Annotated in this window: 24 protein-coding genes, 1 pseudogene, 1 riboswitch and 1 other annotated feature; of the genes and pseudogenes, 8 read left to right on the plus strand and 17 right to left on the minus strand. The window is 44.3% G+C overall.

Going from position 1 to position 25,808, the window contains the following annotated elements:
• Positions 1 to 14: 14 nt before the first annotated feature.
• From thpR to pepV, 3 genes are all read right to left on the minus strand, one after another.
• Positions 15 to 578, minus strand: coding sequence for an RNA 2',3'-cyclic phosphodiesterase (gene thpR / locus D0466_RS01440; RefSeq protein WP_117320791.1), 564 nt, complete (start codon positions 576 to 578; stop codon positions 15 to 17).
• A gap of 319 nt (positions 579 to 897) precedes the next feature.
• Entirely contained in the window at positions 898 to 1,773 is an 876-nt protein-coding gene (gene dat, locus D0466_RS01445; RefSeq protein ID WP_117320834.1) for a D-amino-acid transaminase, read from the minus strand.
• Between the two features lie 79 nt (positions 1,774 to 1,852).
• Complete coding sequence (gene pepV, locus D0466_RS01450) at positions 1,853 to 3,268, minus strand: dipeptidase PepV (RefSeq protein WP_117320792.1); 1,416 nt, start codon at positions 3,266 to 3,268, stop codon at positions 1,853 to 1,855.
• A 221-nt stretch (positions 3,269 to 3,489) separates the two neighbouring features.
• On the opposite strand from pepV, the gene D0466_RS01455 reads away from it, so the two are divergent.
• Both D0466_RS01455 and D0466_RS01460 read left to right on the plus strand, forming a co-directional pair.
• Complete coding sequence (locus D0466_RS01455; RefSeq protein ID WP_117320793.1) at positions 3,490 to 3,975, plus strand: spore coat protein; 486 nt, start codon at positions 3,490 to 3,492, stop codon at positions 3,973 to 3,975.
• 195 nt (positions 3,976 to 4,170) lie between these two features.
• Positions 4,171 to 4,692, plus strand: coding sequence for a MerR family transcriptional regulator (locus tag D0466_RS01460; protein WP_117320794.1), 522 nt, complete (start codon positions 4,171 to 4,173; stop codon positions 4,690 to 4,692).
• Between the two features lie 181 nt (positions 4,693 to 4,873).
• Here the strand turns inward: D0466_RS01460 and D0466_RS01465 are convergent, their stop codons facing one another.
• The gene (locus D0466_RS01465; RefSeq protein WP_117320795.1) at positions 4,874 to 5,176 is read right to left on the minus strand and encodes an HNH endonuclease; all 303 of its coding nucleotides are present in this window, start codon (positions 5,174 to 5,176) and stop codon (positions 4,874 to 4,876) included.
• A gap of 40 nt (positions 5,177 to 5,216) precedes the next feature.
• Positions 5,217 to 5,414 (minus strand): annotated as a pseudogene (locus D0466_RS01470) (DinB family protein); the annotation flags it as partial.
• A 362-nt stretch (positions 5,415 to 5,776) separates the two neighbouring features.
• Between D0466_RS01470 and D0466_RS01475 the strand changes: the two are divergent.
• A complete protein-coding gene (locus D0466_RS01475) occupies positions 5,777 to 5,998 on the plus strand; it encodes a DeoR family transcriptional regulator (protein WP_117320796.1) in 222 nt (73 codons plus the stop codon).
• A gap of 148 nt (positions 5,999 to 6,146) precedes the next feature.
• Here the strand turns inward: D0466_RS01475 and D0466_RS01480 are convergent, their stop codons facing one another.
• Both D0466_RS01480 and D0466_RS01485 read right to left on the minus strand, forming a co-directional pair.
• Positions 6,147 to 6,869 carry a pseudouridine synthase gene (locus tag D0466_RS01480; protein ID WP_117320797.1) on the minus strand — a complete coding sequence of 241 codons (723 nt, stop codon included), beginning with the start codon at positions 6,867 to 6,869 and terminating at the stop codon, positions 6,147 to 6,149.
• 237 nt (positions 6,870 to 7,106) lie between these two features.
• A complete protein-coding gene (locus D0466_RS01485) occupies positions 7,107 to 8,720 on the minus strand; it encodes a putative polysaccharide biosynthesis protein (protein ID WP_117320798.1) in 1,614 nt (537 codons plus the stop codon).
• 264 nt (positions 8,721 to 8,984) lie between these two features.
• On the opposite strand from D0466_RS01485, the gene D0466_RS01490 reads away from it, so the two are divergent.
• Positions 8,985 to 10,262, plus strand: coding sequence for a BaiN/RdsA family NAD(P)/FAD-dependent oxidoreductase (locus D0466_RS01490; RefSeq protein WP_117320799.1), 1,278 nt, complete (start codon positions 8,985 to 8,987; stop codon positions 10,260 to 10,262).
• Between the two features lie 152 nt (positions 10,263 to 10,414).
• Here the strand turns inward: D0466_RS01490 and cysK are convergent, their stop codons facing one another.
• The 6 genes from cysK to D0466_RS01520 form a co-directional block, all read right to left on the minus strand.
• A complete protein-coding gene (gene cysK, locus D0466_RS01495) occupies positions 10,415 to 11,326 on the minus strand; it encodes a cysteine synthase A (RefSeq protein WP_117320835.1) in 912 nt (303 codons plus the stop codon).
• Between the two features lie 140 nt (positions 11,327 to 11,466).
• Positions 11,467 to 11,658 (minus strand): sporulation protein Cse60, encoded by a 192-nt coding sequence (locus D0466_RS01500; RefSeq protein ID WP_117320836.1) that lies wholly within the window; start codon positions 11,656 to 11,658, stop codon positions 11,467 to 11,469.
• A gap of 65 nt (positions 11,659 to 11,723) precedes the next feature.
• Positions 11,724 to 12,035 carry a rhodanese-like domain-containing protein gene (locus D0466_RS01505; RefSeq protein ID WP_117320837.1) on the minus strand — a complete coding sequence of 104 codons (312 nt, stop codon included), beginning with the start codon at positions 12,033 to 12,035 and terminating at the stop codon, positions 11,724 to 11,726.
• A 135-nt stretch (positions 12,036 to 12,170) separates the two neighbouring features.
• Positions 12,171 to 14,585, minus strand: a complete 2,415-nt coding sequence (gene leuS, locus D0466_RS01510; RefSeq protein WP_117320800.1) for a leucine--tRNA ligase — start codon at positions 14,583 to 14,585, stop codon at positions 12,171 to 12,173.
• A gap of 58 nt (positions 14,586 to 14,643) precedes the next feature.
• Positions 14,644 to 14,873, minus strand: a binding site (T-box leader).
• A gap of 146 nt (positions 14,874 to 15,019) precedes the next feature.
• The gene (locus D0466_RS01515; protein WP_117320801.1) at positions 15,020 to 16,219 is read right to left on the minus strand and encodes an MDR family MFS transporter; all 1,200 of its coding nucleotides are present in this window, start codon (positions 16,217 to 16,219) and stop codon (positions 15,020 to 15,022) included.
• A gap of 286 nt (positions 16,220 to 16,505) precedes the next feature.
• On the minus strand, positions 16,506 to 16,784 hold the full coding sequence (locus tag D0466_RS01520) for a YtzC family protein (protein WP_117320802.1): 279 nt from the start codon (positions 16,782 to 16,784) through the stop codon (positions 16,506 to 16,508).
• Between the two features lie 246 nt (positions 16,785 to 17,030).
• Here D0466_RS01520 and D0466_RS01525 point away from each other — a divergent pair, with 246 nt between their 5' ends.
• Both D0466_RS01525 and D0466_RS01530 read left to right on the plus strand, forming a co-directional pair.
• A complete protein-coding gene (locus D0466_RS01525; protein ID WP_117320803.1) occupies positions 17,031 to 17,993 on the plus strand; it encodes a TIGR01212 family radical SAM protein in 963 nt (320 codons plus the stop codon).
• A complete protein-coding gene (locus D0466_RS01530) occupies positions 17,994 to 18,566 on the plus strand; it encodes a class I SAM-dependent methyltransferase (RefSeq protein WP_117320804.1) in 573 nt (190 codons plus the stop codon).
• Positions 18,567 to 18,748: 182 nt separating this feature from the next.
• Here the strand turns inward: D0466_RS01530 and D0466_RS01535 are convergent, their stop codons facing one another.
• Together D0466_RS01535 and D0466_RS01540 are read right to left on the minus strand one after the other, a co-directional pair.
• Positions 18,749 to 19,837, minus strand: a complete 1,089-nt coding sequence (locus D0466_RS01535) for a tetraprenyl-beta-curcumene synthase family protein (protein ID WP_117320805.1) — start codon at positions 19,835 to 19,837, stop codon at positions 18,749 to 18,751.
• A gap of 191 nt (positions 19,838 to 20,028) precedes the next feature.
• Positions 20,029 to 20,835, minus strand: a complete 807-nt coding sequence (locus D0466_RS01540; RefSeq protein ID WP_117320806.1) for an alpha/beta hydrolase — start codon at positions 20,833 to 20,835, stop codon at positions 20,029 to 20,031.
• A 197-nt stretch (positions 20,836 to 21,032) separates the two neighbouring features.
• On the opposite strand from D0466_RS01540, the gene D0466_RS01545 reads away from it, so the two are divergent.
• Positions 21,033 to 21,551 (plus strand): gamma carbonic anhydrase, encoded by a 519-nt coding sequence (locus D0466_RS01545; RefSeq protein ID WP_117320838.1) that lies wholly within the window; start codon positions 21,033 to 21,035, stop codon positions 21,549 to 21,551.
• A gap of 216 nt (positions 21,552 to 21,767) precedes the next feature.
• Here D0466_RS01545 and metK read toward each other — a convergent pair whose 3' ends face one another.
• Together metK and D0466_RS01555 are read right to left on the minus strand one after the other, a co-directional pair.
• A complete protein-coding gene (gene metK, locus D0466_RS01550) occupies positions 21,768 to 22,964 on the minus strand; it encodes a methionine adenosyltransferase (protein ID WP_117320807.1) in 1,197 nt (398 codons plus the stop codon).
• 269 nt (positions 22,965 to 23,233) lie between these two features.
• Positions 23,234 to 23,387: riboswitch (SAM riboswitch) on the minus strand.
• A 108-nt stretch (positions 23,388 to 23,495) separates the two neighbouring features.
• The gene (locus D0466_RS01555) at positions 23,496 to 23,870 is read right to left on the minus strand and encodes a thiol-disulfide oxidoreductase DCC family protein (protein ID WP_158555776.1); all 375 of its coding nucleotides are present in this window, start codon (positions 23,868 to 23,870) and stop codon (positions 23,496 to 23,498) included.
• Positions 23,871 to 24,100: 230 nt separating this feature from the next.
• Between D0466_RS01555 and pckA the strand changes: the two genes are divergently transcribed.
• A complete protein-coding gene (gene pckA, locus D0466_RS01560; protein ID WP_117320809.1) occupies positions 24,101 to 25,687 on the plus strand; it encodes a phosphoenolpyruvate carboxykinase (ATP) in 1,587 nt (528 codons plus the stop codon).
• The last annotated feature ends 121 nt before the right edge of the window (positions 25,688 to 25,808 follow it).

The raw sequence follows: 25,808 nt of genomic DNA on the forward strand, positions 1-25,808 counted from the left end.
GAACACGGCCAAGCCTATTGTAAACGTATCGTAAAAATCGGTTCATAGGACGGAGATGCGCCGAAGTGGCTTTGGTAAAGGGAAACTTCAGAGACAGTAAAAGAATGTTGGCCTATCGAATCGCGTCCTGCCTTGACCTGAAGCTCTTCAATGTCAAAGGTCCGTTCTCCTATGTATTTTCTTGCGATGGTGATATGCGGTTTAAATGGTTTCTTGTCCAATGAGAATCCAGCCTGCAAACATTCTTGATAAACCTTCTTCTGGATGTCAAACAGCCTTTCCTCACCGGTGACCCCTGCCCAAAGAATTCTTGGGTTGTGCCGTTCGCCGAATGTGCTGATCCGGTGTAAGGAAAGCGAAAACGGCCCTTCATTGGACAGGCTCCCCTTTACAAGTTCCATTGACTTCTTTCTCATTTCTTCAGGGGCATTTCCCAGAAAAGCAAGGGTAATGTGATAATCGTCTTTATGGAGCCATTTCTTGAAAGGAAACTCAGACCTTATTTCCTCTGTCATATCATATATATATTCTTTCGTTTCGTCAGGCAATGTCAAGGCGAAAAAATAATTTGTATTCATGTGGATACCTTCCTTTTTTCCTTTATCTATTTTAGCATAAACATCTCGTCCGCTCTTATTCCTTGTGTTTGAAAACCCGGCGGTTGTGCGAATATTTAAAGGGCATGACAGAGTATCGCGAAAATGCGGGAATGAAGGGAAACCAAATTTACCGAAACATCACTCCTTTTTATGAAAGATAAGTCCACTGATCTCGTCAATAGTAAGAAAAAAGTGATATTGCGATTCATTTTAACTTGCACAAGGTCGCATTTATAAGAAAAACATCTCTCTTTTCTGCCAAAAGAAATCCCCGCCGGAAACATGGCAGGGATCAAACTCATTCTATGGGTGCAGCATGTTTAGCCGGCCCGCATTGTTTGATAACCTCGTCACGAAACAATTTCTGAAGCTTTCTCGTGACAACGCCGGGAATGCCATCACCGACAGCCTGGCCGTCAATTTGGATAACCGGAAGGACCTCGATGGTTGTTCCCGATAAAAATACCTCATCTGCTGCAAGAAGCTCATCCGTTGTAAAAGGCTCCTCTGAATAAGGAATCCCATTTTCCTTACAAAGCCGCAGCATTACCTGTCTTGATATCCCATTCAGGATTAAATTTGTTGCCGGGTGTGTTTTAATTTTTCCGTCCGTGACAATAGATACATTTGATGAGCTGCCTTCCGTAACCATTCCGTCTCGATGCTGCAGCGCCTCGAAGCACCCGGCTTCGGCCGCCTTCTGTTTCGCAAGGATATTTCCAAGCAAATTCAAGCTTTTAATATCACAGCGCAGCCAGCGGATATCTTCTTCCAAAATGGTTTTCACACCCGTTTTGGCAAGTTCCTGCGAATGGAGCAGCGGTTTTGTATAGGCAACATAAACCGGATTAACAGCGGGAGCAGGGAAGGCATGGTTCCTTGGTGACACCCCCCTGGTGCATTGCATATAAATCGTTCCAAATTCCAGCCCATTCTCCCGGACAAGCTCATTTAGCTGGCTTTCCATATCTTCAATTGTGAATGGCAAATCCAGGCGGATGCTTTTGGCACTTTCGAGCAGGCGGCTTAAATGCTCCGTGGCCGTAAATAATCGGCCGTTGTATACCCTGATTACCTCATATATCCCATCGCCAAATTGATAACCGCGATCCTCTACATCCACGCTGATATCAGACCTCACAACGATTTTGCCGTTTAGTATCATTTTTTCCATCATTACAACACTCCCATTAATGGGGTAGTCCCCAGTGCTGTAACACGTTACCCCACTGGGGGACTGACCCTTTATTCCATCATTTTGCCAATTCGTAGATGGCCCGGGCATATATCGCTGCTGCCTTGAGCATGTCAGCAATGTCTATATATTCATCTTTTTGGTGGGCGATATCTTCTTTGCCGGGAAAAAGCGGCCCGAATGCTACGCCTTCTTCAAGCGATCTTGCATATGTACCGCCCCCAATTGCCAGAAGTTCTGCTTTTTCGCCTGTTTCCTCTTCATAAACCCGCTGTAAAGTCTTGATGAGGAAGCTGTCACTCTTCACGTGGTGAGGGGCTGAATTGGTGTTGCTCTCTATCGCAAATCCCAGGCTTCCCACAGTATTCTGCAAGGCCGATTTGCCTTCCTCCCATTTGAATGTAACCGGGTACCGCATAGAAAAGCCAATCCTCCCGCCCGTTTCCCTTGAATAGCTTAAAATGCCCGCGTTCAAGGTTAAATCCCCGGAAATTTCGTCACTAAACGCGATGCCAAGCCTGTTCCCTCGCGAATCACCAAACACATAATCATGAATGAATGAAAAAAATTTCTTTGCATGTTCCGGGATTTCCAGTCCTGATAAAAAGGCTGCCAAATACAATCCTGCGTTCACTCCATTATTCGGCTCCATGCCATGTGCCGAAACCCCTTCAAGCTCAAGGATTACTTGTTCATGTTCAACGCTCGGGCTTCCATTCAGTGCGTGTTTTTGCATGAAAGACTTGAAAAGTTCTGCAATTTCTTCCTGTTTGCCATCTGCTCGCAGGCGGGCAATCGCATAATCCGGAACCATATTCACCCTTCTTCCAGATGTAAATTCGGTGACCTCAATTCCTGACCCTGATCCGCTGTCAGCTTCTCCTGGCTGTGTAATGGCAAAATCCCAGATGCCTTTCTCGGCATAAATGATCGGAAAATCCGCATCGGGGGCAAATCCAATTGCCGGCATTTCTTCTGTTTCAAAATAGCGATCCACACAACGCCAGTCCGATTCCTCATCAGTACCGATAATCATGCGAACCCGTTTATTCAATGGCAACCCCAGCTCTTTCACCGTTTTCATTGCATAGTAAGCTGCCATAGTCGGCCCTTTATCATCAATCGCACCGCGTGCATAGATTTTTCCGTCCCTGATATCTGCGGCAAACGGATCTGAGCTCCAGCCATCGCCTTCAGGTACCACATCCACGTGGCAAAGGATGCCTAGAAGCTCTTCCCCTTGGCCCATTTCCAGATGGCCTGAAACATTTCCGACATTCTTTGAAGTGAAGCCGTGTTTTTCACCCAATTGAAGCATAAAATCCAGCGCTTCTTTAACACCTTTTCCCAACGGCGCCTCATCAGTGGCATATTCCTCATCAAGTATACTTTTAATCTTGAGCAGCGCCTGTGTATCCTTCAGCAGATCATCCTTCCGCCTTTCAATCTCTTGCTGCCAATTTATCTCTGTCACGAGTATCCAGCTCCTTTTCTACTTTGTTTTGTAGCGATGTTTCGGTTTTAGTTGCGGAACCCCGGGTTTGAGGCGAAAATTCAATCCAGACACTATATTTATTATTGTACCATTTCATCATTCTCCAAAAAACAACAGATGAATTTAGTATGCTGTAGGCTCCTTTTGTGTGTCCTATACATATAGTAAGAAGAATTTAACCGAAAAGGAGACTTGAACAAATGCACCAACCTAACCCACAAACACTGGCGTGGCATGAAACGCTTGAGCTGCATGAACTGGTGGCCTTCAACGCAATCGGTTTAATGAAGATGAAAAAAAGTTTGAAGGAATTGAAGGATGACCAATTAGAGCGAATATACGGGCAAACCATTCATGAGCTTGAAACGAGCCTGCGGGAGCTTCTTCAGTTTTACCCGTATGCGCCACATCCTGGGGAATCAAGCCAGTACCGGGAGTATGGGGATAGTTTTTTTGCGGGGGACTTGCTTGCTTTTACTAAATCAAACGTTAGAAACTACGCTGTCGCCATAACTGAAACAGCTACTCCAATGCTGCGGGAAGTATTAAGAAAACAACTCAACATAGCAATCAAGGCCCACGGGCGGATATTCTATTACATGTATCAGAAGGGGTTGTACGATTCGTACAACTTAAACAAAATCCTGCAAAACGATATCTTGCTGGCCAAAAAAGCCCTTATGTAAAAAAAGTGGGAAGAAGACAGTGTAGATTACTCCTCTTCTTCCTTGTACATATCATTTTCTCCGTATAAAAAAGTCGACAGCCTCCTGAAAAATATAACCGAATTCCGCTTTCTTTGGCGAAGGGGCACTTGTTTTGTCAACTGCAAAGGAATCGGAGAGCCGAAGGAGAATGTACACCTTTAGAGGTGATGTAAAATGAATACAAGCACTGTATCAAATATGTTAGGTGTTTCACAAAGTACGATAAAGCGCTGGATCAAACACCTTGACTTAAATATGGAACGCAATGATCAAGGCCACTATCTATTTTCCGAGGAAGATATTGAACTATTAAAGAAAATACAAGAACAGCTCACAAGCGGAATGGTCCTGCAGGAAATTGAGGTCAGCGGGGGAATAGTGCGCAAGGGTAAAATAAAGAGCCCTGGCAACGATGAAACGGGATCTGAAAAGCTGGCTGCCAAGATAGAGGAACTCGAGAAAAGATTGGATAATAAAGCGGACAGCGTGACTTCGTATCAGCTTTTGCAGCATCGGCGGGAAATCGAAGAACTTCAGCAAGAAGTTAAAACGCTGCATGAACGATTGGGCGCTTTGGAAAATCTTCAAGGGGAAATAAAGAAAAACCGCCCTGCTGACTTGCTTGTATTTGACCAGGCCAATTCGGTGAAAAAACCAAAAAAGAAAAAGATTTTGTCCATACTGTTCGGTTTATAGGCCTTCAACTTAAAATCACAGTTAAGCAAAAATCAGTAAATGGGAATTGATGAGCAATTTTTCTTTTTATAAGCGAAATATTTTTATGTATGGGCAATTTTTTCTCTCGATAGCGATTCATGAACGGTTAGCGTTTTTATTATCGATGAAAGATGCCCGATTTACCTCTCCCATAGTTATATTATTTCCTCCGCTTCGCTTTCCTGGTTCTTACCGCCTTGGTCGCGGGCTGGCTTCGGATCCATTTTAAATATTTTTTGATTTCGTCATCATCCAGCAACAGAGGGATTGAGTTCAGCCTGAGGGCCAGCTCGCGATTAGAATACAACACATGTATTTGCTTGTGGCAAGCCTTACAGAGCAGTGCAGTAGGCATGTGCGCGCCTCCTTCTTCTCGGGGCGTCAAATGGTGGATTGTTAATTCTATGTTTTCCCGCTTGCAAAGATTGCAATGTCCTCTCATGTAAGGCCGCCTTTTCTTCATATTCATGATTAGCTATACTCGGGTAAAGAACGGGGATTCCCAGGGCCCTGCCTATCAGGTTGGCCGAAACGGGCGCCAGGCAAAGTTCCCTGGCCCAAATTGAAAGTTGTCCGGTATGATGGATCTTATGTGCAATAATATGCCGCAAAACCTCTCCTTTTAACAATCTTCCATTCACCCACGAAACGGTCACATTCTCGGATTCCATTTCAGCCGACCAATTTTCAAGTATGCTTCTATATCGTACCGAAGAGCTTTGTTACAGAAATAGGTTTCCTTGCATAAAATCATTTACTTTCCATAAAAATAGGTAACAATAAGATCATGATATGAGAGTGATATTTGCACAAACATGTTCCTTTTTTTAAGATTTATGAAACGGCCATAACAAACAGGTTAATATATTTAATCTTTTGTTAATTCTGTTTTTATCCTGGAATTTCGTGCGTTAAAGGGGTACAATAGTTACAAACGCAGCTGGCATTTCAGTTTGTTTTAGAGGAGTTCCAGGGTGGTAAAAGCAAGTACATAGGTTTTTGTAGCATGAGATTTTTTCAATTCGTTTTATCAAAACAGGTAAAAATGAATAGGAGTGATTTTTTGAAACCTTCAACAAATCGCATGTTAACCCGTATTAAATCCGTTTATATGTTCATCAGCGATAACGGTACGGTTTCTACTCAAGAGCTTGTGGACGAATTTGGCATCACTCCTCGGACGATTCAGCGCGATTTGAATGTGTTAGCTTACAATGACTTAGTAAAAAGCCCGAGCCGCGGCCTTTGGACAACCACCAGCAAAAAGGTAAGGGTGTCCTCGTAAACTGAAAAGGCTTGCCTGTAACAATTAAATAAACGCCTTTCTATAAAGGAAAAACGGCCCTGTATTAAGACAGGGTCGGACTCCCACTGATGCGATTTGTCCGCTATTTTTTGAAATGAGGCGTTCCATTAGGATCCGCCTCATTTTTTTACTCTCCGTTATATCCGGATTTCAGTTGTGAAATTTCTTCATCCGTTAATTCCCGGTATTGCCCAAGCACTAATTCTTCATCAAGCACGAGACTTCCCATCCTGATCCGCTGCAAATAGACGACCCTCTTACCTACCGCTTCAAACATCCGTTTCACCTGGTGGAACTTGCCCTCGGTGATTGTGAGCTCAATGTCTGAGCGAATCCCGGATTTGAGGATCTTCAGCTCCCCGGGCTTAGTCTCATAGCCGTCATCCAGTGTGACTCCATTCCGGAAAGCTCGGATGTCGTCATCGGTTACCTCGCCGTCAATGACGGCAAAATATGTTTTCGGCACATGCTTTTTCGGGGATAACAGCTGATGGGCCAGTTGGCCGTCATTTGTCAGCAACAATAATCCTTCTGTGTCTTTATCGAGCCTTCCGACCGGAAACGGTTCGAAAACAGCATCCTCCGGCTCAAGGATATCAATGACCGTCTCCTGATGATTGTCTTCCGTTGCCGAGAGGACTCCCGGGGGCTTGTTCATCATGAGATAAATGAATTCCCTGTATTCAACGGTTTCCCCGTGCACAGTCACGATATCAGAATCAGGGTTGACATGCTCCTTCGCATCCTTCACCACTGTTTCATTTACCTTTACCGCGCCCGATTTCAGCAGCTTTTTTACGTCCTTCCTGCTTCCATAGCCGATATTCGCCAATAATTTATCAATTCTCATAAATACCTCCTGATTAGAAGCTCCCGGGCAGAGGAACTTTGGTAAACAACAGCAACGTCCTTTACGCCGGGACTAGGCTCTGGCAGATTAAGAGCTCCTGTCCTGTTGCAACATCGGCATGACATTCACATACGTCGAAACTAGACATAAAACATATTGAACTTTCTTATCTTTAGAAAAAACCTTGCACTTTTTACAGGCAAGGCTTTTTTTATATCATGGTCGCAAGCAAGATCATTAAGCTTTTAAGTTTAATCTTTTTTGCAACCTTTCAATCCGGTTTCCGAAGAGTCTGTGGGCCAATTTGCTTTTTAACGAAAGAAGGGCATAAACAACCCCGCCGAATAAAGCACAAATGCCGGTTATTACAATTGATTGCCATCGGCCGTTTGGATTCAACATCAGTGACAGCACGGCCTCCATGCCCCATACCACCAGTGCCATAACCCCGGAGAATATAAACATTAAAATGACCCTTTTTATAACGAGCTTAAAGCTGTACCCGGTAAAATAGCGGATGAATGCCAAGTTCAGCAAACAAGCAGCCAGGTAGCCCAGAGTTGTAGAATACACGGACCCGGCTGTCTCAAACAATTTGATGAACGGAATATTCAGGCTTAATTTTATCAACAATCCTACCAGCAGGCTTAGTACAGTAAATTTCTGCTGGCTTATTCCCTGCAGGACGGCTGCCGATACGGAGAATAAAGCAAACAGGATAGCAGTTGGTGCATAAGCAGCCAGGACGCTGGCCCCAAGCTCATTATGCCCATAAAATGCTGTATAAATTGGCTCGGCCAATATCGACATCCCGATGACTGCCGGAATGGTAATAAATAATAAGATTTGGAACGACTGGTCAAGCTGGCGGTGGAATGAATTCATATTCCCGCCGGCAAAAGCACTGGTCACAGATGGCAAAAGAGCCATCGAAAACGCAGTCGCAAGTGTCATTGGAATTACTACCAGCTTTTGCGTATTAAAATTCAATATACCAAAAGCCGAGGTCGCGATTTTCTCCAATCCAATGGAAGCCATGGCCATGCTGAAGGTTAGGTTGTCCACAAATTGGAAAAGCGGCATCGCAATTCCGACCATGATAAAAGGTATGGATGATACGAAAATTTCCTTGTAGATGTCAATCAGGGAAATATCCATTGTACCCCTATCAGCCGCTAAAAGTTCGTTTAAATATGGTTTTTGGTTTTTCCAGTAAAGTAAAAGTACAGCTAAGCCTCCAATTGCACCGACCGTTGCTGCAAAGGTGGCGACGCTGACTGCTGTCACTAAATCCCCGTCCATGACTTTCAGAACTACAAAGGCTCCGCTTAATAGGAACACTATGCGGACCAACTGTTCAACGACCTGCGAGACCGCAGTCGGCTTCATGTCCTGATGTCCTTGAAAGAAACCGCGGATAATGCTCATGGCGGGCACGAGGATCAGCGCAAAACTGACTGCACGGATGACCGTTGTTACTTCTTCTGCAGTAAATTTCATTTTGGGGTCGGTCCCCAGTTCCGCCAGCAGCGGTGCTATTGCATACATGGCTAAAAACGCCAAAATGCCGGTAACCACCATCAGCTTAAGGCTGGATTTGAACAGCTTCTGGCTGACTGCATATTCTTCAATCGCATTATATTTTGAAACCGTTTTTGACACGGCAAGCGGCATCCCTGCCGTTGCCAAACTGATAAAGATTGTATAAGGAACATACGAAAATGAATAAAGCCCGGCCCCAGCTTCGCCTAACAGGGCATCAAATGGAATGACATATAACAAACCCAGAACTTTGGATAATACGGAACCAAGGGTTAATATAAACGCCCCTTTTAAAAGCTTTGAAGACATACAATCCCTTCCTGCCTATATTCAGTTGCGTAAGCACGCTTTTAATCTTACCACAATTCGACACATTGGAGCATGTTTTCATTCCCAAGCAGTTTAGCAAAAACGGATATTCTTAACAAGAACAAATCACTGGTTATTTCAATGCTGTGTATTTCATAAGTGAATCGGGTAGCATTGCCGACGATCTATAACCCGTTTTTTTATTTCCTGCACGACTTGTTTTATAATGAAGAGGCTTATAATCAAAGTAAAGAGGGAATGCAGATGAAATATGATGTAATAGTAATAGGGGGCGGGCCTTCCGGGTTGATGGCGTCAATAGCGGCCGGTGAAAAGGGTGCAAAAGTGCTTCTGATCGACAAAGGCGATAAACTGGGAAGAAAGCTTGCCATTTCAGGAGGCGGGCGATGTAATGTTACAAACCGCCTCTCAATAGATGAAATCATCAGAAACATACCGGGAAACGGACGTTTTTTACACAGCGCGTTTTCCGAATTCAATAATGAAGATATCATTTCCTTTTTCGAAAACCTTGGAGTTGCATTAAAGGAAGAGGATCATGGCAGGATGTTTCCCATCAACAATAAGGCGCAAAGCGTTGTTGATGCCCTCATCAACCGGATGAAGGAGTTAAAAGTGACTGTGTACACAAATTCTCCGGTCGCAGAAGTGGTATATGACGATGGGAAAACCGCGGGGGTGCGTATGAAGTCCGGCCAGTACTTCGAGACAACATCGGTCGTAGTGGCGGTGGGCGGAAAATCTGTCCCCCATACCGGATCAACAGGCGATGGATACGCCTGGGCGCAAAAAGCGGGCCACACGATTACCGATTTGTTTCCTACTGAGGTGCCTATCCTGAGCGATGAACCATTCATCAAGCAAAAAACGCTGCAGGGACTATCTTTGCGGGATGTTTCCTTAAGCGTATTGAACCCAAAAGGAAAACCTTTGATTACGCATAAGATGGATATGATCTTTACCCACTTTGGAGTATCGGGGCCTGCTGTACTTCGCTGCAGCCAATTTGTCGTGAAAGCGATGAAAAAATGGAACCTCACACATGTAACGATGCGGCTCGATGCATTGCCCGACCAGAATCAGGAGGAGCTTTTCCAGGAAATCCTAAGGGAAGTGAAAAGCGATCCAAAGAAAGCCCTGAAAAACATTTTAAAAGGACTTCTTCCCGAACGGTATCTCCATTTTCTTCTGGAAAGAAGCGGCATTGACTTGCAGGAACAGGGGGGAGCAGTTTCTAATGATAAACTGCGGACGTTTGCAGCTCTTTGCAAAGACTTCCAATTTACCGTAAATGGCACCCAGCCGCTGGAAAAGGCGTTTGTAACAGGGGGAGGAGTGTCGGTCAAGGAGATACATCCAAAGGAAATGAGTTCCAAATTCATGAACGGCTTGTATTTTTGCGGTGAAATACTGGATATCCATGGCTATACCGGGGGATATAACATTACTTCTGCCCTTATTACCGGACGGCTCGCCGGACACAATGCCGCTATCTACAGCCGTAATCAAACAAATATTTGATAAACCTATTTCTTCTGTGAAAAAACACTAAAGTTCTGATTGATAAGGTTTTGCATGATTAAGCAATAATGGGCTGACTGCCCGGGGATCTTTCTTGGATCCCTTGGCCGTCAGCCCTCTTCTTGTGCTTCATTTTTGGCGCAGGTTCCGAGCTACAATTGCATGCTCAAATAACGCTCCCCTGTATCAGGGGCGATACAAAGTACTTTTTTTCCTTTACCCAAACGTTTCGCAACTTCAATCGAGGCAAATACGGCAGCTCCAGCAGAAGGCCCTACAAAAATCCCTTCCTGGCTTGCCAGCCGTTTAAACGTATCAACAGCCTCTTCATCGGCAACTTGGATAATTTCGTCATAAATCTCAGTATTTAGAATGCTTGGCACAAAGCCCGGACTTGTGCCGACAAGTTTATGCGGGCCGGGTTTCCCGCCTGATAACACCGGTGAGCCTTTGGGTTCAGCAACTGCAATATATAAGCCGGGAATCTTTTCTTTTAATGTTTCTCCAGTCCCTGTAATGGTTCCTCCAGTACCCGCAGTTGCGATAAAGGCATCCAGTCGCCCTTCCATTTGTTCGTATATCTCAAGGGCGGTCGTTTTCCGATGAATGTCAGGATTCGCCTCATTTTCAAACTGCTGCGGAATAAAGCTGCCTGGAATTTTCTTATGCAGCTCAAGAGCTTTTTCGATAGCCCCGGGCATTTTCCGCTCGCTTGGAGTCAAGACTACTTCGGCGCCATAGGCTTTTAAAATATTGATTCTTTCTTTCGTCATATTGTCAGGCATTACTAAAATGGCCCGGTATCCTTTTGCCGCCGCGTTCATCGCCAAGCCAATCCCTGTATTCCCGCTTGTTGGCTCAATGATTGTATCGCCCGGCTTCAGCATGCCTTCTTCTTCAGCAGCCTTAATCATATTAAAAGCCGCACGGTCTTTTACGCTGCCCGAAGGATTGAACATTTCCAGCTTTACATAAACATCGGCCGCATTTTCAGGGACCAATTTAGTAAGCCGGACCACAGGCGTCCCGCCGATTAAATCTGTGATATTATTTACTACTTTCATAAAAAGAAAACCTCCAATAAAAACACCGTTTTTATCTATCTGAACCAGCAACCTTAATTTTAGCAAATCAATGCGCTTAATAAAAATTCCGAAGCGAAAAGAATCAAAAAACACTTCAATCCTTATGAAGGTTAAAGTGTTTAGGGTTTACTTTTTTTATAGACGATCATTGCGCTAAAGCAATAAATCTGCTCATCTTCCTCTTCAACACTTGCCGAGACATTGTATTTAATATCTATAATCTGATTGTCCCGTATGTCTTCAAGAAACGAATTCATTTCATCCTCTAAATCCTTTTCATGCTCATAATCAAACAGCTTTACCTGAATCATGGTTTCCCCTGCCTTTTTTAAAGCAGGTTTGCCCAAATGAAGCAATTTTATACTATTTTCAGAAGTTATTTTACAATTACTTCCCCAGTCCAGTTCAACATGCCGCCGACCATATTCCGCACCTTATAGCCCTGCTCTTGCATATAATGGCATACATTATGGCTTCGGCCTGAAGAACGGCAAACAAAAATATATTCTTTGTCTTTATCAAAGTAATCAAGATTAGCAGGGATTTCACTCATCCGGATATGTTTAGCGCCTTCAATCATTCCATGGCGAACTTCGTCATCCTCGCGCACATCCACCAATTCAAGCTTTTCTCCTGCTTCCAGTTTTTTTTCTAGTTCTTCGGGCGTAATTGTTTTGATTTCTTCCATATCAGCACCTCTTAATGCTAGATTTCGTTCTTTTATTATACCAATAACCTTTCCCATGACCAAATGTTTTACTCGCCTTTAAATATATAACCTCCCCTTCAATAGAAAGGGAGGCCCAAAATGAGAATCTGATTTTTAGTTAGCGACGATATTGACGAGCTTACCTGGTACAGCAATGACCTTGCGTACGGTTTTGCCGTCAATCTGTTCTTTGATCGTATCATCTTCCATCGCGATTTCTTCCAGCTTTTCTTTTGTAGTGTCAGTCGGAACCATCAGCTTAGCTTTGACTTTGCCATTGATCTGAATGACGATTTCCACTTCATCATCGACAAGTTTCGCTTCATCATAGGCGGGCCATGTTTCATAAGAAATGCTTTCGGTGTGGCCAAGCTTTTCCCAAAGCTCTTCTGCAATGTGCGGCGCCACCGGCGAAAGCAGTTTCACGAAGCCCTCGATATAAGCCTTAGGAAGCGTATCAGCCTTATATGCATCGTTTATGAAGACCATCAATTGCGAAATGGCGGTATTGAACTTAAGCTCTTCATAGTTTTCGGTAACCTTTTTGACGGTTTGGTGGTACACCTTTTCCAATTTGCCGCTGTCATCGTTCTCGGTAACCTTGGATGTTAATGAACCATCTTCGTCGACAAGCAAGCGCCAGATGCGGTCAAGGAAGCGGCGGGAGCCATCGAGCCCGTTTGTTGACCATGCAATGGACGCTTCCAGTGGGCCCATGAACATTTCATACAGGCGTAACGTATCTGCACCATGGCTTTCGACAACCTCATCCGGATTCACGACATTGCCTTTTGATTTACTCATTTTCTCATTGTTTTCACCCAGGATCATTCCCTGATTGAATAACTTCTGGAAAGGCTCTTTTGTTGGGACAACGCCGATATCATATAAGAATTTATGCCAAAAACGCGCATACAATAAGTGAAGGACGGCATGCTCCGCTCCACCTATATAAATATCAACAGGAAGCCATTCTTTCAGTTTTTCAACATCCGCAATAGCCTCCGCATTTTTCGGGTCGATATAGCGAAGGAAGTACCAGCTGCTGCCTGCCCATTGCGGCATTGTATTTGTCTCGCGTCGCCCTTTGCGGCCATTTTCATCTGTTACATTTACCCATTCAGTGATGTTTGCAAGCGGGGATTCCCCTGTACCGGACGGCCTTATATCCGTAGTCTTAGGAAGAAGCACAGGCAGCTCTTCTTCTTTAACGGCTTCTACACTGCCATCTTCCCAATGGATGACCGGAATTGGTTCGCCCCAATACCGCTGGCGGCTGAAGAGCCAATCCCGAAGGCGATAAGTGATTTTCTTTTCGCCGATTCCTTTTTCGACAAGCCACCCAATCGCTGCTTTAATCGCTTCATCTTTATTCATTCCATCCAGGAAACCGGAGTTGATATGCTTGCCGTCGCCTGTGTAGGCTTCTTTTTCGATTTCACCGCCGGCAACGACTTCCTTCATTACGATTCCAAACTTCCTGGCAAACTCATAGTCGCGCTCGTCATGGGCTGGGACTGCCATGATGGCGCCGGTACCGTAGCTCATTAACACATAATCCGCAATCCAGATTGGCATTTTTTCGCCATTGACCGGATTGATGGCATAAGCGCCCGTGAATGCACCTGTTTTGTCTTTCGCAAGATCAGTTCTCTCAAGATCACTCTTATTCTTCACTTCATTGATATAGATCTCTACAGCTTCTTTTTGCTCTGCTGTGGTGATCTTCTCTACAAAAGGGTGCTCAGGCGAAAGCACTGCATATGTCGCTCCAAATAATGTATCAGGGCGGGTGGTGAACACGGTGAAAGATTCATCATGTCCATCAATCGCAAATGTCACCTCTGCACCTTCAGAACGTCCAATCCAGTTCCGCTGCATGTCTTTTATGCTTTCCGGCCAATCGACTTCTTCAAGATCGTCAATCAACCGGTCTGCATAGGCTGTGATTTTCAGCATCCATTGCTTCATCGGACGGCGTTCTACAGGATGTCCGCCGCGCTCGCTCTTTCCGTCTATCACTTCTTCATTGGCGAGTACGGTTCCAAGCGCAGGGCACCAGTTTACAGGCACTTCATCAATATAGGCCAGTCCTTTTTCATATAACTTCAGGAAAATCCATTGAGTCCACTTGTAATATTCCGGATCGGTCGTATTAATTTCCCGGTCCCAATCATAGGAAAACCCGAGGGACTTGATTTGGCGCTTGAATGTGCTGATGTTTTTTGCTGTGAATTCAGCGGGGTCATTCCCCGTGTCCAATGCATATTGCTCTGCCGGAAGGCCAAAAGCGTCCCATCCCATTGGGTGTAGTACCTTATAGCCTTGCATCCTCTTCATGCGGGATAGAATATCGCTTGCCGTATAGCCTTCAGGATGCCCTACATGCAGTCCTGCCCCAGATGGATAAGGGAACATATCCAATGCATAAAATTTGCGTTTACCGCTCTCTTCGTCCACTTTGAATGTATTATTCTGTTCCCAGAATTCTTGCCACTTTTTTTCAATTTTTTTATGATTAAAACTCATTTTTGTTCCTCCTAATGTCTGTAATCATCTGTCTCTCAATAAAAAAACCCCTCATCCCAAAAGGGACGAGAGGATTATGTACATCTTCCCGCGGTACCACCCAAATTGGCGAAAAAACTAGATCCGCCCCGCTTACAAAATCCGTAACGTGGAAGCTCCGTCAGACATTACTAGCGTTCACGCCTGAAACTCAAAGGCGAGTTCACGACTGATCCCGGCTGGCTTGCACCGTCCGCCAACTCTCTCATACGGGGTCCCATCGTTACTACTCCTTGTCATCATTATTTTGCGAATATTAGATTATATAGGTATTCTAGTAAATTTTTCTTTCAAAAGCAATACATGCAGTAAAGATTATTGACAGGTTTTCATTTATATATGCAAAAACACGGCAAGATGTGTGCTTTTGTCAATATAATGTTCAATTTGCCGCATTATTTATGAACATGAGCAGCGATTTCGTTTCCTCGATTAGTTCCTTTTAACAGGCGATCATAAAACAGGGTCGTGAAAATTGCCATAATAAAGAAAACAGACAACACGCCAAACATCATGTTCATACCATTCCAGTCGACAAGGAAACCTCCAAAAAGCGGCCCGAACATTCTCCCGCCGGTTGCCGTGCTGTTCACGATTCCCTGGTAAAGCCCTTCTTTCCCCTTTGTAGCCAGTTCATCCGCGGCAGCCGGTACAGCCGGCCACACAAACATCTCACCTATCGTCAGGATCACCATTGCCGTCAAAAATCCGGAGAAACCCTCGGCATTCGCTGCAACCGAGAAAGAAATAATGAAGATCAGCATGCCGGTGATCAATTGAATCTTCAAGGATTTTGCAAACCATTTGATTAGCGTGGAAACAAGAGGCTGGGCCAATACGATCAAAGCGCCGTTAATTGTCCATAAGAGGCTGTATTGTTTAAGCGTGATACCGATTTGCTGAGTATATGCCGCGATTGTGGATTGCCATTGCACATAGCCCACCCAGCATAAACAGTATCCCAAGCACAGCATCAACAAAGCGTAAAGCCTTATCTGGCTCTTCATCGGCTGTTTCTCATTTAAAATGGTTGTCTGGGCAGCCAGATCCCCTTCCATTCCTTTAAAGCCGAAAATGGCAAGCAGCATGAATAAAAGGTACATTCCCATATTGGCAGCAAAAATATATTCAATTGAAAAAGAAGCGATGACCCCACCAAGTGCAGAGCCAAGAGCCACACCGAGGTTTTGGGCCACGTAAACCGCGTTGAAAGCTTTTCTGCCCCCTGCCTTCCAGCATGAACCGGCCATGGCAAAAATAGCGGGAAAAACAATGCCGGTTCCAAACCCTGATATGGTCAAAAAGATGATATAAGGAATCCATTCATGATTGATTGCAAGGCCGATTGATGCAGTTACTGTAATAAAAATACCGGCGAGCGAGGTTTTATATCCCCCGATTTTATCAAATAAGCTTCCTCCAACCAGATTTCCGACAACACTGGCCAAGGCATTTGCCAAGAGGACAAAGCCTGCAACAGAAAGCGATTTCCCCAGGTGGTCATGAATGAAGATTGTATTTAATGGCCAAAGAAACGAAGAGGCGGTAACATTCAAGGCCATTCCAATGATTAATATCCATAATGCGCGGGGCATGAAAAATCTCCTTTTCTACAATTGTTTCGTTAACCAAAACAATTCTAGGGCTTTTCAAACCGCACTGCAATAGTTTTTCTGTTTATCTATATAGAATCATTATTTACAATTTTCGGGGTATTTTAAAACAATTCGGCAAAGTTGGCAATGAGGCTGACTCAAACGGGGTGTGACTCCATCAAAACTTCAATATTTAGATCTTCACACGAAATTCAGAACTAAATCGTAAAATTTAGGGGTCTGAACCCTTTTGTTTTTTGAGTCAGCCTCATGAAGCAATGTTTCTTTATCGGTCGTGATTCAGGAGAATGAGCCTATTCTGCATCTGCTGTACTTGGAGCCGCATTCTGTGCAGCTGTTCCCTTTGCTGTTGGTTTGCGCTGTTGTTTAATATGACAATGGTATTTACCGCATTCTCCAGTTCCATTTGAGCCGTGGAAAAATGCAGATCATCGAAAGTACTGTCATGTTCCTGCCTGGATGCATCCCTGTATTCTTGGGTCGCAAACCGGAGAGCGTCTTCACATTGCTGGATGCAATTTTCAACAGACTGTCTGGTTGCCAATCGTATCCTCTCCTTTTAAACCGATATTGATGATTAGGATCATCCCAGTTAGTTTTGCCTCTTTCCGCCGTGATTATCAATAAGGCAGGACCAATTTCTTTCCCTGCCAAGCCGGAAAATACCCTTTGGATAAGCTTTGCCGTTCATGATATCATGTGTTATAGGGGACTGATTTGATCCCAGGACAAGAGGCTTGCCACCCACAATACGGCACAAAAGTGAAAAACTGAAAAGGAGATTTCCCCCTTGGTTGAGTCAAACTATTTTTCATATGCCCTTGATAACAAACGATACCATACCTGGAACTATCATTTACGCCAGGAATTTGGGCATAAAGTTTTTAAAGTAGCCTTGGACGGCGGGTTCGACTGTCCAAACCGCGACGGCACAGTGGCCCATGGCGGCTGCACCTTCTGCAGTGCAGCTGGTTCCGGGGATTTTGCCGGCAACAGGGCAGAGGATTTGGAGACACAGTTTAAAGAGATAAGCGGGAAAATGCACCGGAAGTGGAAGGATGGAAAATACATGGCCTATTTCCAGGCTTTCACCAACACCCATGCCCCGCTTAAAGAGTTAAAGCATAAATATGAAACAGTGCTTAAACAGGAAGGTGTTGTAGGCCTATCCATCGCGACGCGGCCGGATTGCCTCCCTGATGATGTTGTAGAATATTTGGCGGAATTAAACGAACGTACTTATCTATGGGTGGAACTTGGACTGCAGACTGTACACGAACGGACTGCGCTCCTTATTAATCGGGCCCATGATTATGAATGCTATGTGGAAGGTGTCAATAAATTGCGCAAGCACGGTATCCGTATTTGTTCCCATATCATAAACGGCCTTCCGCTGGAAAGCTATGAAATGATGATGGAAACAGCCGGTGAAGTTGCAAGGCTTGACGTACAGGGCATAAAGATCCACCTGCTTCACCTCTTGAAGGGAACTCCAATGGTGAAACAATACGAAAAGGGGATGCTGGAATTCCTTTCGTTTGAAGAATACATCTCCCTCGTATGCGACCAACTCGAAATCCTGCCTCCTGAAATGATTGTCCATAGAATTACGGGAGACGGTCCAATTGACCTAATGATCGGGCCAATGTGGAGCGTTAATAAATGGGAAGTGCTGAACGCAATTGATGCTGAACTGAAAAAACGGAACAGCTGGCAGGGAAAAAAACACATAGGCCAGGTGGTGCAGGCTTAAATGAAACTGGATGGAATTCTTCCATATGCGCGCATTCTCCTCGAAAAAGCTGTGGGCCCCGGAGATATAGCTGTCGATGCCACAGCCGGCAATGGCTTTGATACCCTTTTCCTGGCAAAGCTTTGCGGAAGTGAAGGGCATGTATATGCTTTTGATATTCAGAATGAAGCGATAGCCGCGACATCTAACAGGCTGGAATCCGAGAATCTGCTAGACCGCTGTACCCTTTTTAACACCGGCCACCAAGACATGAAAGCCTGCATACCCGAAACCAGCTTTGGGAAAGTAACAGGCGCCGTTTTCAATCTTGGTTATTTACCTGGCGGAGACAAGAGCATCGTGACTGGAGCCGAAACCACTATTTCCGCTATCGTACAGCTATTGGAAATCATGGCTCTCGGAGGAATCATCGTACTTGTCATCTATCACGGACATCCTGAAGGGGAGGTCGAAAAAGAACAGCTTTTGAATTTTGTTTCAAAGCTCCCCCAGGAACAGGCGCATGTCCTGCAATACAGCTTTATAAACCAGATTAATCATCCGCCTTTGATTATCGCTATAGAAAAACGGTAAAAAAAGTCTGCTTCCCAAAAAAACGGAAGCAGACTTTTTCTTATACGATTATGAAAGAAATTTTTTAAACATTGTATGGATGTGAAGCTTCGGCATACACGGATGCACCATTGCCGATTTTCCCACAGGAAGTGGCAATGGTTAGTCATGTCCTTTATACAGGTGCATGAAGTTTTTTCTATTTACTGGCCGAAGAAAAAGCCGGCCGGTTTTATTTTTTGCAGGTTCCTATAGGCCCTGCCATTCAGGTAAAAGAACATCGAATCAAAACCGCCAAAGCGGATCAATTTTCTGGCAAGCACACTCACACTTTTTTGGGATTTCACTTTATCGTCAGATAAGTAAAGTCCTAACAGCCCCCTATGGATCAATTGGTGGAAACGTTTATGCGGCAGCCTGTCTGAATATTGGTTAGACTTTTTTACAAAATGCGTGAACCGATCGAAAAGCTCTTTATCATCTTTGTAATAAGAGCAGAAGTTCAAGTCCCCGCCGTGCCTGTCTTCTTCCTGGTCTATAAAATAATCCAGTAAAATGTGCAGGCCTTGTATGTAAGGAAAATACCCTTCCCGTATCACGTCAGCATACTGAGCCTCGAAATCCTGCCTAAGACTGTAGGAAACAAGGCAGAAAATACCGAGGGTAGAGCCTGAGCATGCAGAGAACTCATACCACGACATCGCCGGCAGTTGACTTTTATATCTGTCGAACCAAGTTTGAAGCCTTGGGATCCTTTCTTCGACCGTTACATGCTTGTGAACCTGCAAATCGCTATAATAGGAGCAAAGCTCTTGCAAATAGGGAAGAATCGTGGGGTAGTGGACGATTTGCCTTAATACGGACTGGCACGTATTGACAAGTTCACTCAGGTACCCTCCATCCTCCTGGTCTTCCCGGAAGCGGTAATAGTTGACCTTCGATGCGGCGATATCCAGCGAATGTTGCATGGACTCATGCAAAGCCCTAAAGTCATCGGGATCTAACGAATTGCTTCTGTCGCATAAATTATCAAGATAATCGCTTATTGTTTGATAGGCAACAATAAACCGGATTGCCTCTGCATTTTTTTCTTCAGCAATCAACGCCAGGATCGATCCACCCTCACAATGGAACGTTTTGGAGCAAATACTATCCAGGGCTTGCCTTCGCAATTCCGGATTTGGTATTTCTTCCGCTCTTTTCGTCCAGTGGCGAAGTTCTTTCTGTACAATCGGAAAGACATCCCGATATACATATTTCATTAATGCCAAAGGATTCGTCGGGACCGACATCCACTCACCTCACTTAAATGATGGCTGCATTCACTATATATAAGAAAGTCATTTATTTAAATCTGATTCCCGCTTTATTTTTGCCATGTGAAACCACGTTTGCACATGCCTTCCAGCAAAGCTGAACTCCCCGGCCTATGCAACTGAAGCTGAACTGAGCCAAATCAACAATACTAACTATTAAATCGATCTTAAACAATATACCCGAGTGTTTTTAAGCGGTTTTCGACAAAGCCTAAAGCATACTGAAATACGCTTTCACGTTCCGGCTCGTTAAATATCTCGTGGTATAGCTGCTGCCATTCTTTATACTGTTTTTCACTGCATTGATTATAATTAAACCATTCCCGGACCGATTTCTTATCTACAATCCGATCGTCGCCGCCTTGCATCACCAAAAGCGGGACATCCTGGAAATGGGGAATGTCTTCAAATGCCTGTTTCATCGCGTTCACAAGTTCACGGTACCATCTGACCGAAACCTTTGTTACATAAAGGCTGTCATTCATATCTTCTTCGATGATATCCCGATTCCTCGTAGCGATATCTGGGGTAATCCCCGCCTCGATCCTGAATTTAGGCACGATAATGTTAAGCCCATGTGACAGGGCATCAAGCATTTTGGATGGCTGCTGGACCAAGCCCAGGCAAGGAGATGATAGGATGACGCCTGCTAGATCCAGCTCATCCTCCTGCAAAAGCCTGATTGCCACAAGGCCGCCCATACTGTGACCCAACAGGAACACAGGGAGTGAATATTGATAGGCTTCCGTAATCCAGCCCCTTACTTCCTGTAAGTAATCCTCGAAGGAATCAATATGCCCCCTAAAAGCACGAGTAGTCATTCCCTGCCCCGGAAGGTCTCCCATAATGACATGGTACCCTGATGACCGCCACATTTGCGAAAGCCACTTATATCGGCCATGGTGCTCCATGGCACCATGTATTATGATGATAACGGCTTTTGCATCTTTGCCGTCTGCCTCCCATTTCCACATAGGAAATCCTCCTTTGACATCTGCTTGGCTCACAATGATGAAAATCTTTTAAATAAATGGCATTTTACACCTATTCCTATTCCCGTTAAAATAGAAGTAATGCATATGTATGCCGAAGGCAAAAAATTCAATAAAAGGCTATAACAAAAATAATACCGAAAAAATACATACTACGGAAAGGATTTGACTTCAAATTGATAATTTACCCTTATAAAGAAAAGGCACCCCAAATTGCCGAAAGCGCGTACATTGCGGATAATGCAGTCGTCACTGGCGATGTTACCATCGGCGAGCATTCCAGCCTCTGGTTTAATTCTGTTATCCGGGGGGATGTGGCTCCGACCATCATCGGGAATAAAGTGAACATCCAGGATAACAGTGTATTGCACCAAAGTCCGAACAACCCGCTCATATTGGAAGATGAGGTGTCTATCGGCCATGGGGTAATCCTGCATAGCTGCAAAATCAAAAAAGGTGCATTGATTGGCATGGGTTCCATCATCCTCGACAATGCCGAAATCGGTGAAGGAGCGTTTATTGGTGCAGGAAGCCTTGTTCCACAGGGTAAAGTAATTCCTCCTAATAGCCTGGCGTTTGGCAGGCCAGCGAAGGTGATACGCGAATTAAATGAAGATGATAAAAAAGACATGGAGCGCATTAGCCGAGAATACGCGGAAAAGGGCCAGTTCTATAAAAAAGCCGATCGCATAAAGTAAACGGAACAATTTTTGGACTGTTTTATTTAGTATGAAATAACCCAATCAAATTTAGTCACTCGTTTGCACCTGCATTGTTGTAATGTGGACTGCTTCGCAGGGCTCTGGACAATAAAGCCTTAATGTGAAAAAGAAGAGGATTTACAGCAGCTGTAATTCCTCTTCTTCACTTTGATTACTCAGGTATTGGACGAAGCCATTTAGCCAAGACCCCTATTATTTCGCTTGTGCTTTTAATGCTGCAGCTTTATCGGTACGCTCCCATGGCAAATCGATATCATTGCGGCCGAAATGGCCGTATGCAGCCGTTTGCTTGTAAATCGGGCGGCGAAGGTCGAGCATATTAATAATTCCGGCTGGACGGAGGTCAAAATTAGCCCGGACCAGGTCGACCAGAACATCTTCACCGACTGTTCCTGTTCCGAAAGTATCCACAGAAATCGATACTGGCTGTGCAACACCGATCGCATAAGCAAGCTGCACCTCAACCTTATCTGCAAGGCCTGCAGCTACGATGTTTTTCGCTACGTAACGGGCTGCATATGCTGCGGAGCGGTCTACTTTTGTAGGATCCTTACCGGAGAATGCGCCCCCGCCATGGCGCGCATAGCCACCATACGTATCAACGATGATCTTGCGCCCTGTCAGGCCCGCGTCACCTTGAGGCCCTCCGATAACAAAGCGTCCTGTAGGGTTGATGAAATACTTGGTATTTTCATCAATTAACTCAGCAGGAACTACCGGATTGATCACATGTTCCTTTAAGTTGCGCTGGATTTGCTCCAGGCTGATTTCCGGATGGTGCTGGGTGGAAATGACAATTGTGTCGATGCGAACAGGCTTATCGTTCTCATCATACTCAACAGTAACCTGTGTTTTACCGTCCGGACGAAGGTATGGAAGGATTTCCTCCTTGCGCACTTCAGTCAACCTGCGGGAAATCTTGTGGGCCAATGAAATAGGAAGAGGCATAAGCTCTTTTGTTTCATTGCAGGCAAAACCAAACATTAATCCCTGGTCTCCCGCTCCTATCGCTTCGATTTCTTCATCAGTCATCTGGCCTTCACGGGCTTCCAGAGCCTGGTCAACACCCATTGCGATATCGGGCGATTGCTCATCGATGGATGTCAAAACGGCACAAGTTTGTGCATCGAAACCATATTTCGCTCGGGTATAGCCGATATCGGCAATTGTTTCACGCACGATTTTTGGAATGTCTACATATGTAGAAGTGGTGATTTCCCCCGCTACCAGGACGAGACCTGTTGTTACTGACGTTTCGCATGCAACACGCGCATTTGCATCTTTTGAAAGGATTGCATCCAATATTGAATCTGAAATCTGGTCACAAATTTTATCCGGATGACCTTCAGTTACAGACTCCGAAGTAAATAGACGACGGTTCTTTGACATCTGATTTCCTCCTTATGAAAATAGTATGATGTTTAGGCTGCAGAAAATATGAAGCTTGAAGGAATCGGATCACCCAGTACTTATTTTCATATTTCCTCGCCCGTTTTTTTTTGACGGAGCTCGTTCCCTTTTTAAGTTTCATAATAGATGCAGTAAAGAAATGATTGGCTTTTGACACCCGTCATGATAACATCTCTTTACATACTTTATACAAAAAAACCCTTTCCTACTCATAGAGGAAAGGTGTGTAGTCTGACATCTATCCTTTCTTCTTATCGTTCAAGGGTTTGTAAACCTTGCACCAGGTTAGCACCATCGCCATGGAATAATCCTGTTCAGCTCCGCAATCTCGGCTTACAAGTTTCCTATGGCAGGTTGCCGGGTTTCAAAGGGCCTGTCCCCTCCACCAACTCGGGATAAGAGAATCCGTACAAGGTAAAATCATAACAAAGTAACGAAAAAAGTCAAATAATATTTACAGCTGTTTTTCACAAAAAAATTATTGCTTTGCATTTGTATGCCAGACCGGTTTTATAATGAACACTTTCCATCCTTGCACTCTTTGCTTAAAAACAAATGCCTTCGCGCAGCAATAAAACGGTATAGGGGAACACCAATCAACGGCACGGACGGAATGTAACAAAAAGCACCAATAAGGAATAAAAGAGGGCATTTAACCATGATCCGTCTTACTGCGTAAAAACCCTTCAAGACCTTTCCCTTTTTCGTTACCAAGTGCATCTCTTCTCTTAATTGTTTCTTATTAAAGTGGATTGTATGGTTTTGTTTTTCATATTCTTGAAGGGACGCCCACTTAATGCTGTCAAGCCAATCAAATGCTGATATCGCTTGTTTCGTTTTTCGGCAAAGGATACATTCAGCATCGTATAAAGCGGTATCGGTCAACCTACCACAACCTTTTATGGATAGTACTATTCTATTCCCTTTCCTTTATCGCACAAACCTGCCAAAAACATCGGCAAAGACAGGAACCCCTTGCTGAAAGTGCTTTCATCAATTATTATTGAATATAAAAAATAGTCACAAAAATATCACTATTAGTATAGACTATTTAGATAAATGTGTTATACTATTTATATTACTTAAATAAAACGTATAAAGGAAGGTATCTCATAATGAATTCTGTTGGCATTTCAAATGAGTTACACAATTTATTGGCCGGAAGCAACGTGAATGTTCAACTTTCCGTACCTCAACTAGTGGAAAAAGTATTGAGCCGAAAAGAAGGGGTTCTTACATCAACAGGCGCAGTTAAAGCTGAAACTGGAAAATATACAGGCCGTTCCCCTAAGGATAAATATATCGTCGAGGAATCTTCCATTAAAGAAAAGATTGACTGGGGAGCAGTGAACCAGCCGATTTCCGAAGAAGTGTTTGCTAACCTTTATGATAAAATGATAAATCATTTAAAACAAAAAGACGATATTTTTGTATTTAATGGATTTGCCGGTGCTGACCATAAGTATCGGCTGCCTATCCAGGTCATTAACGAATATGCATGGCATAATTTGTTTGCCCACCAATTATTCATCAGACCGAATGAAGAAGAGCTAAAGGGTCATAAAGCAGAATTCACCGTTATTTCAGCCCCTGATTTCAAAGCCGACCCTGCCGTTGACGGCACCAAATCAGAGACATTCATCATCGTTTCCTTTGAGCACCGCACTGTTTTGATAGGTGGAACGGAATATGCCGGGGAAATGAAAAAATCCATTTTTTCAGTCATGAACTACCTGCTCCCTGAAACAGGAATTTTGCCAATGCATTGTTCGGCCAACGTAGGCAGGGAAGGCGATGTTGCCCTGTTCTTCGGATTATCCGGAACAGGAAAGACCACTCTTTCTGCTGACCCTAACCGCAAGTTGATCGGTGATGATGAACATGGCTGGTCTTCTAACGGTGTATTTAATATTGAGGGAGGATGCTATGCAAAATGCATCAACTTATCCCGTGAAAAGGAACCTCAAATTTTCGATGCGATCCGTTTCGGTGCCGTACTTGAAAATGTAGTGATAGATGAAGATACAAGGGTCGCTGATTACGATGACAATTCATTAACTGAAAACACCCGAGCGGCCTACACGATACAGTCTATTGATAATATTGTCGACCCTAGCATTGCAGGTCATCCAAATACAATTATCTTCTTGACTGCTGACGCTTTCGGCGTATTGCCCCCGATCAGCAAGCTGACGAAAGAACAGGCGATGTTCCATTTCTTAAGCGGTTACACAAGCAAGCTGGCTGGTACCGAGCGCGGAATCACATCTCCTGAAGCAACTTTCTCCACCTGCTTTGGTTCGCCATTCCTGCCGCTTCCTGCAACGCGCTACGCGGAAATGCTGGGTGAAAAAATCGACCAGCACGGTGCCAAGGTTTTCCTGGTTAACACAGGATGGACCGGTGGAGAATATGGCACAGGAAGCCGGATGAAGCTTGCTTATACGCGGGCAATGATCCAGGCTGCTCTCGAAGGTGAATTAACGAACGTAGAGACAATACGCGATGAAATCTTTGGCTTGGACATTCCACTCCATGTACCAGGCGTTCCGGACGAAGTTTTGCAGCCAGTCAAGACATGGAATGATAAAGCAGCCTACGAAGCAAAGGCTAATGAACTCGCGGCTAAATTCCGTGCCAATTTCAAGAAATTTTCAAATGTACCAAGCGAAATGGAACAATTGGGCGGACCGAACGCATAATTGTACTTGATACCGCTTGAACAGTCTCCATAAAAGGGAAGAGGCCTATCCAGGCTTCTTCCCTTATTTTATATAAAATATACAAATTAAAAATTTCAACATGTATTGATGTCTAGCTTCG

The organism is Peribacillus glennii, assembly GCF_003429105.1.
Classification (GTDB): Bacteria; Bacillota; Bacilli; order Bacillales; family DSM-1321; genus Peribacillus; species Peribacillus glennii.

What these genes read in the sequence shown, in the direction of transcription:
- thpR (WP_117320791.1), bottom strand. Translation starts at nt 578, where the DNA reads ATGAATACAAATTATTTTTTCGCCTTGACATTGCCTGACGAAACGAAA.
- dat (WP_117320834.1), bottom strand. Translation starts at nt 1,773, where the DNA reads ATGGAAAAAATGATACTAAACGGCAAAATCGTTGTGAGGTCTGATATC.
- D0466_RS01455 (WP_117320793.1), top strand. Translation starts at nt 3,490, where the DNA reads ATGCACCAACCTAACCCACAAACACTGGCGTGGCATGAAACGCTTGAG.
- D0466_RS01460 (WP_117320794.1), top strand. Translation starts at nt 4,171, where the DNA reads ATGAATACAAGCACTGTATCAAATATGTTAGGTGTTTCACAAAGTACG.
- D0466_RS01465 (WP_117320795.1), bottom strand. Translation starts at nt 5,176, where the DNA reads ATGAAGAAAAGGCGGCCTTACATGAGAGGACATTGCAATCTTTGCAAG.
- D0466_RS01480 (WP_117320797.1), bottom strand. Translation starts at nt 6,869, where the DNA reads ATGAGAATTGATAAATTATTGGCGAATATCGGCTATGGAAGCAGGAAG.
- D0466_RS01485 (WP_117320798.1), bottom strand. Translation starts at nt 8,720, where the DNA reads ATGTCTTCAAAGCTTTTAAAAGGGGCGTTTATATTAACCCTTGGTTCC.
- D0466_RS01490 (WP_117320799.1), top strand. Translation starts at nt 8,985, where the DNA reads ATGAAATATGATGTAATAGTAATAGGGGGCGGGCCTTCCGGGTTGATG.
- cysK (WP_117320835.1), bottom strand. Translation starts at nt 11,326, where the DNA reads ATGAAAGTAGTAAATAATATCACAGATTTAATCGGCGGGACGCCTGTG.
- D0466_RS01500 (WP_117320836.1), bottom strand. Translation starts at nt 11,658, where the DNA reads ATGATTCAGGTAAAGCTGTTTGATTATGAGCATGAAAAGGATTTAGAG.
- D0466_RS01505 (WP_117320837.1), bottom strand. Translation starts at nt 12,035, where the DNA reads ATGGAAGAAATCAAAACAATTACGCCCGAAGAACTAGAAAAAAAACTG.
- leuS (WP_117320800.1), bottom strand. Translation starts at nt 14,585, where the DNA reads ATGAGTTTTAATCATAAAAAAATTGAAAAAAAGTGGCAAGAATTCTGG.
- D0466_RS01515 (WP_117320801.1), bottom strand. Translation starts at nt 16,219, where the DNA reads ATGCCCCGCGCATTATGGATATTAATCATTGGAATGGCCTTGAATGTT.
- D0466_RS01530 (WP_117320804.1), top strand. Translation starts at nt 17,994, where the DNA reads ATGAAACTGGATGGAATTCTTCCATATGCGCGCATTCTCCTCGAAAAA.
- D0466_RS01535 (WP_117320805.1), bottom strand. Translation starts at nt 19,837, where the DNA reads ATGTCGGTCCCGACGAATCCTTTGGCATTAATGAAATATGTATATCGG.
- D0466_RS01540 (WP_117320806.1), bottom strand. Translation starts at nt 20,835, where the DNA reads ATGTGGAAATGGGAGGCAGACGGCAAAGATGCAAAAGCCGTTATCATC.
- metK (WP_117320807.1), bottom strand. Translation starts at nt 22,964, where the DNA reads ATGTCAAAGAACCGTCGTCTATTTACTTCGGAGTCTGTAACTGAAGGT.
- pckA (WP_117320809.1), top strand. Translation starts at nt 24,101, where the DNA reads ATGAATTCTGTTGGCATTTCAAATGAGTTACACAATTTATTGGCCGGA.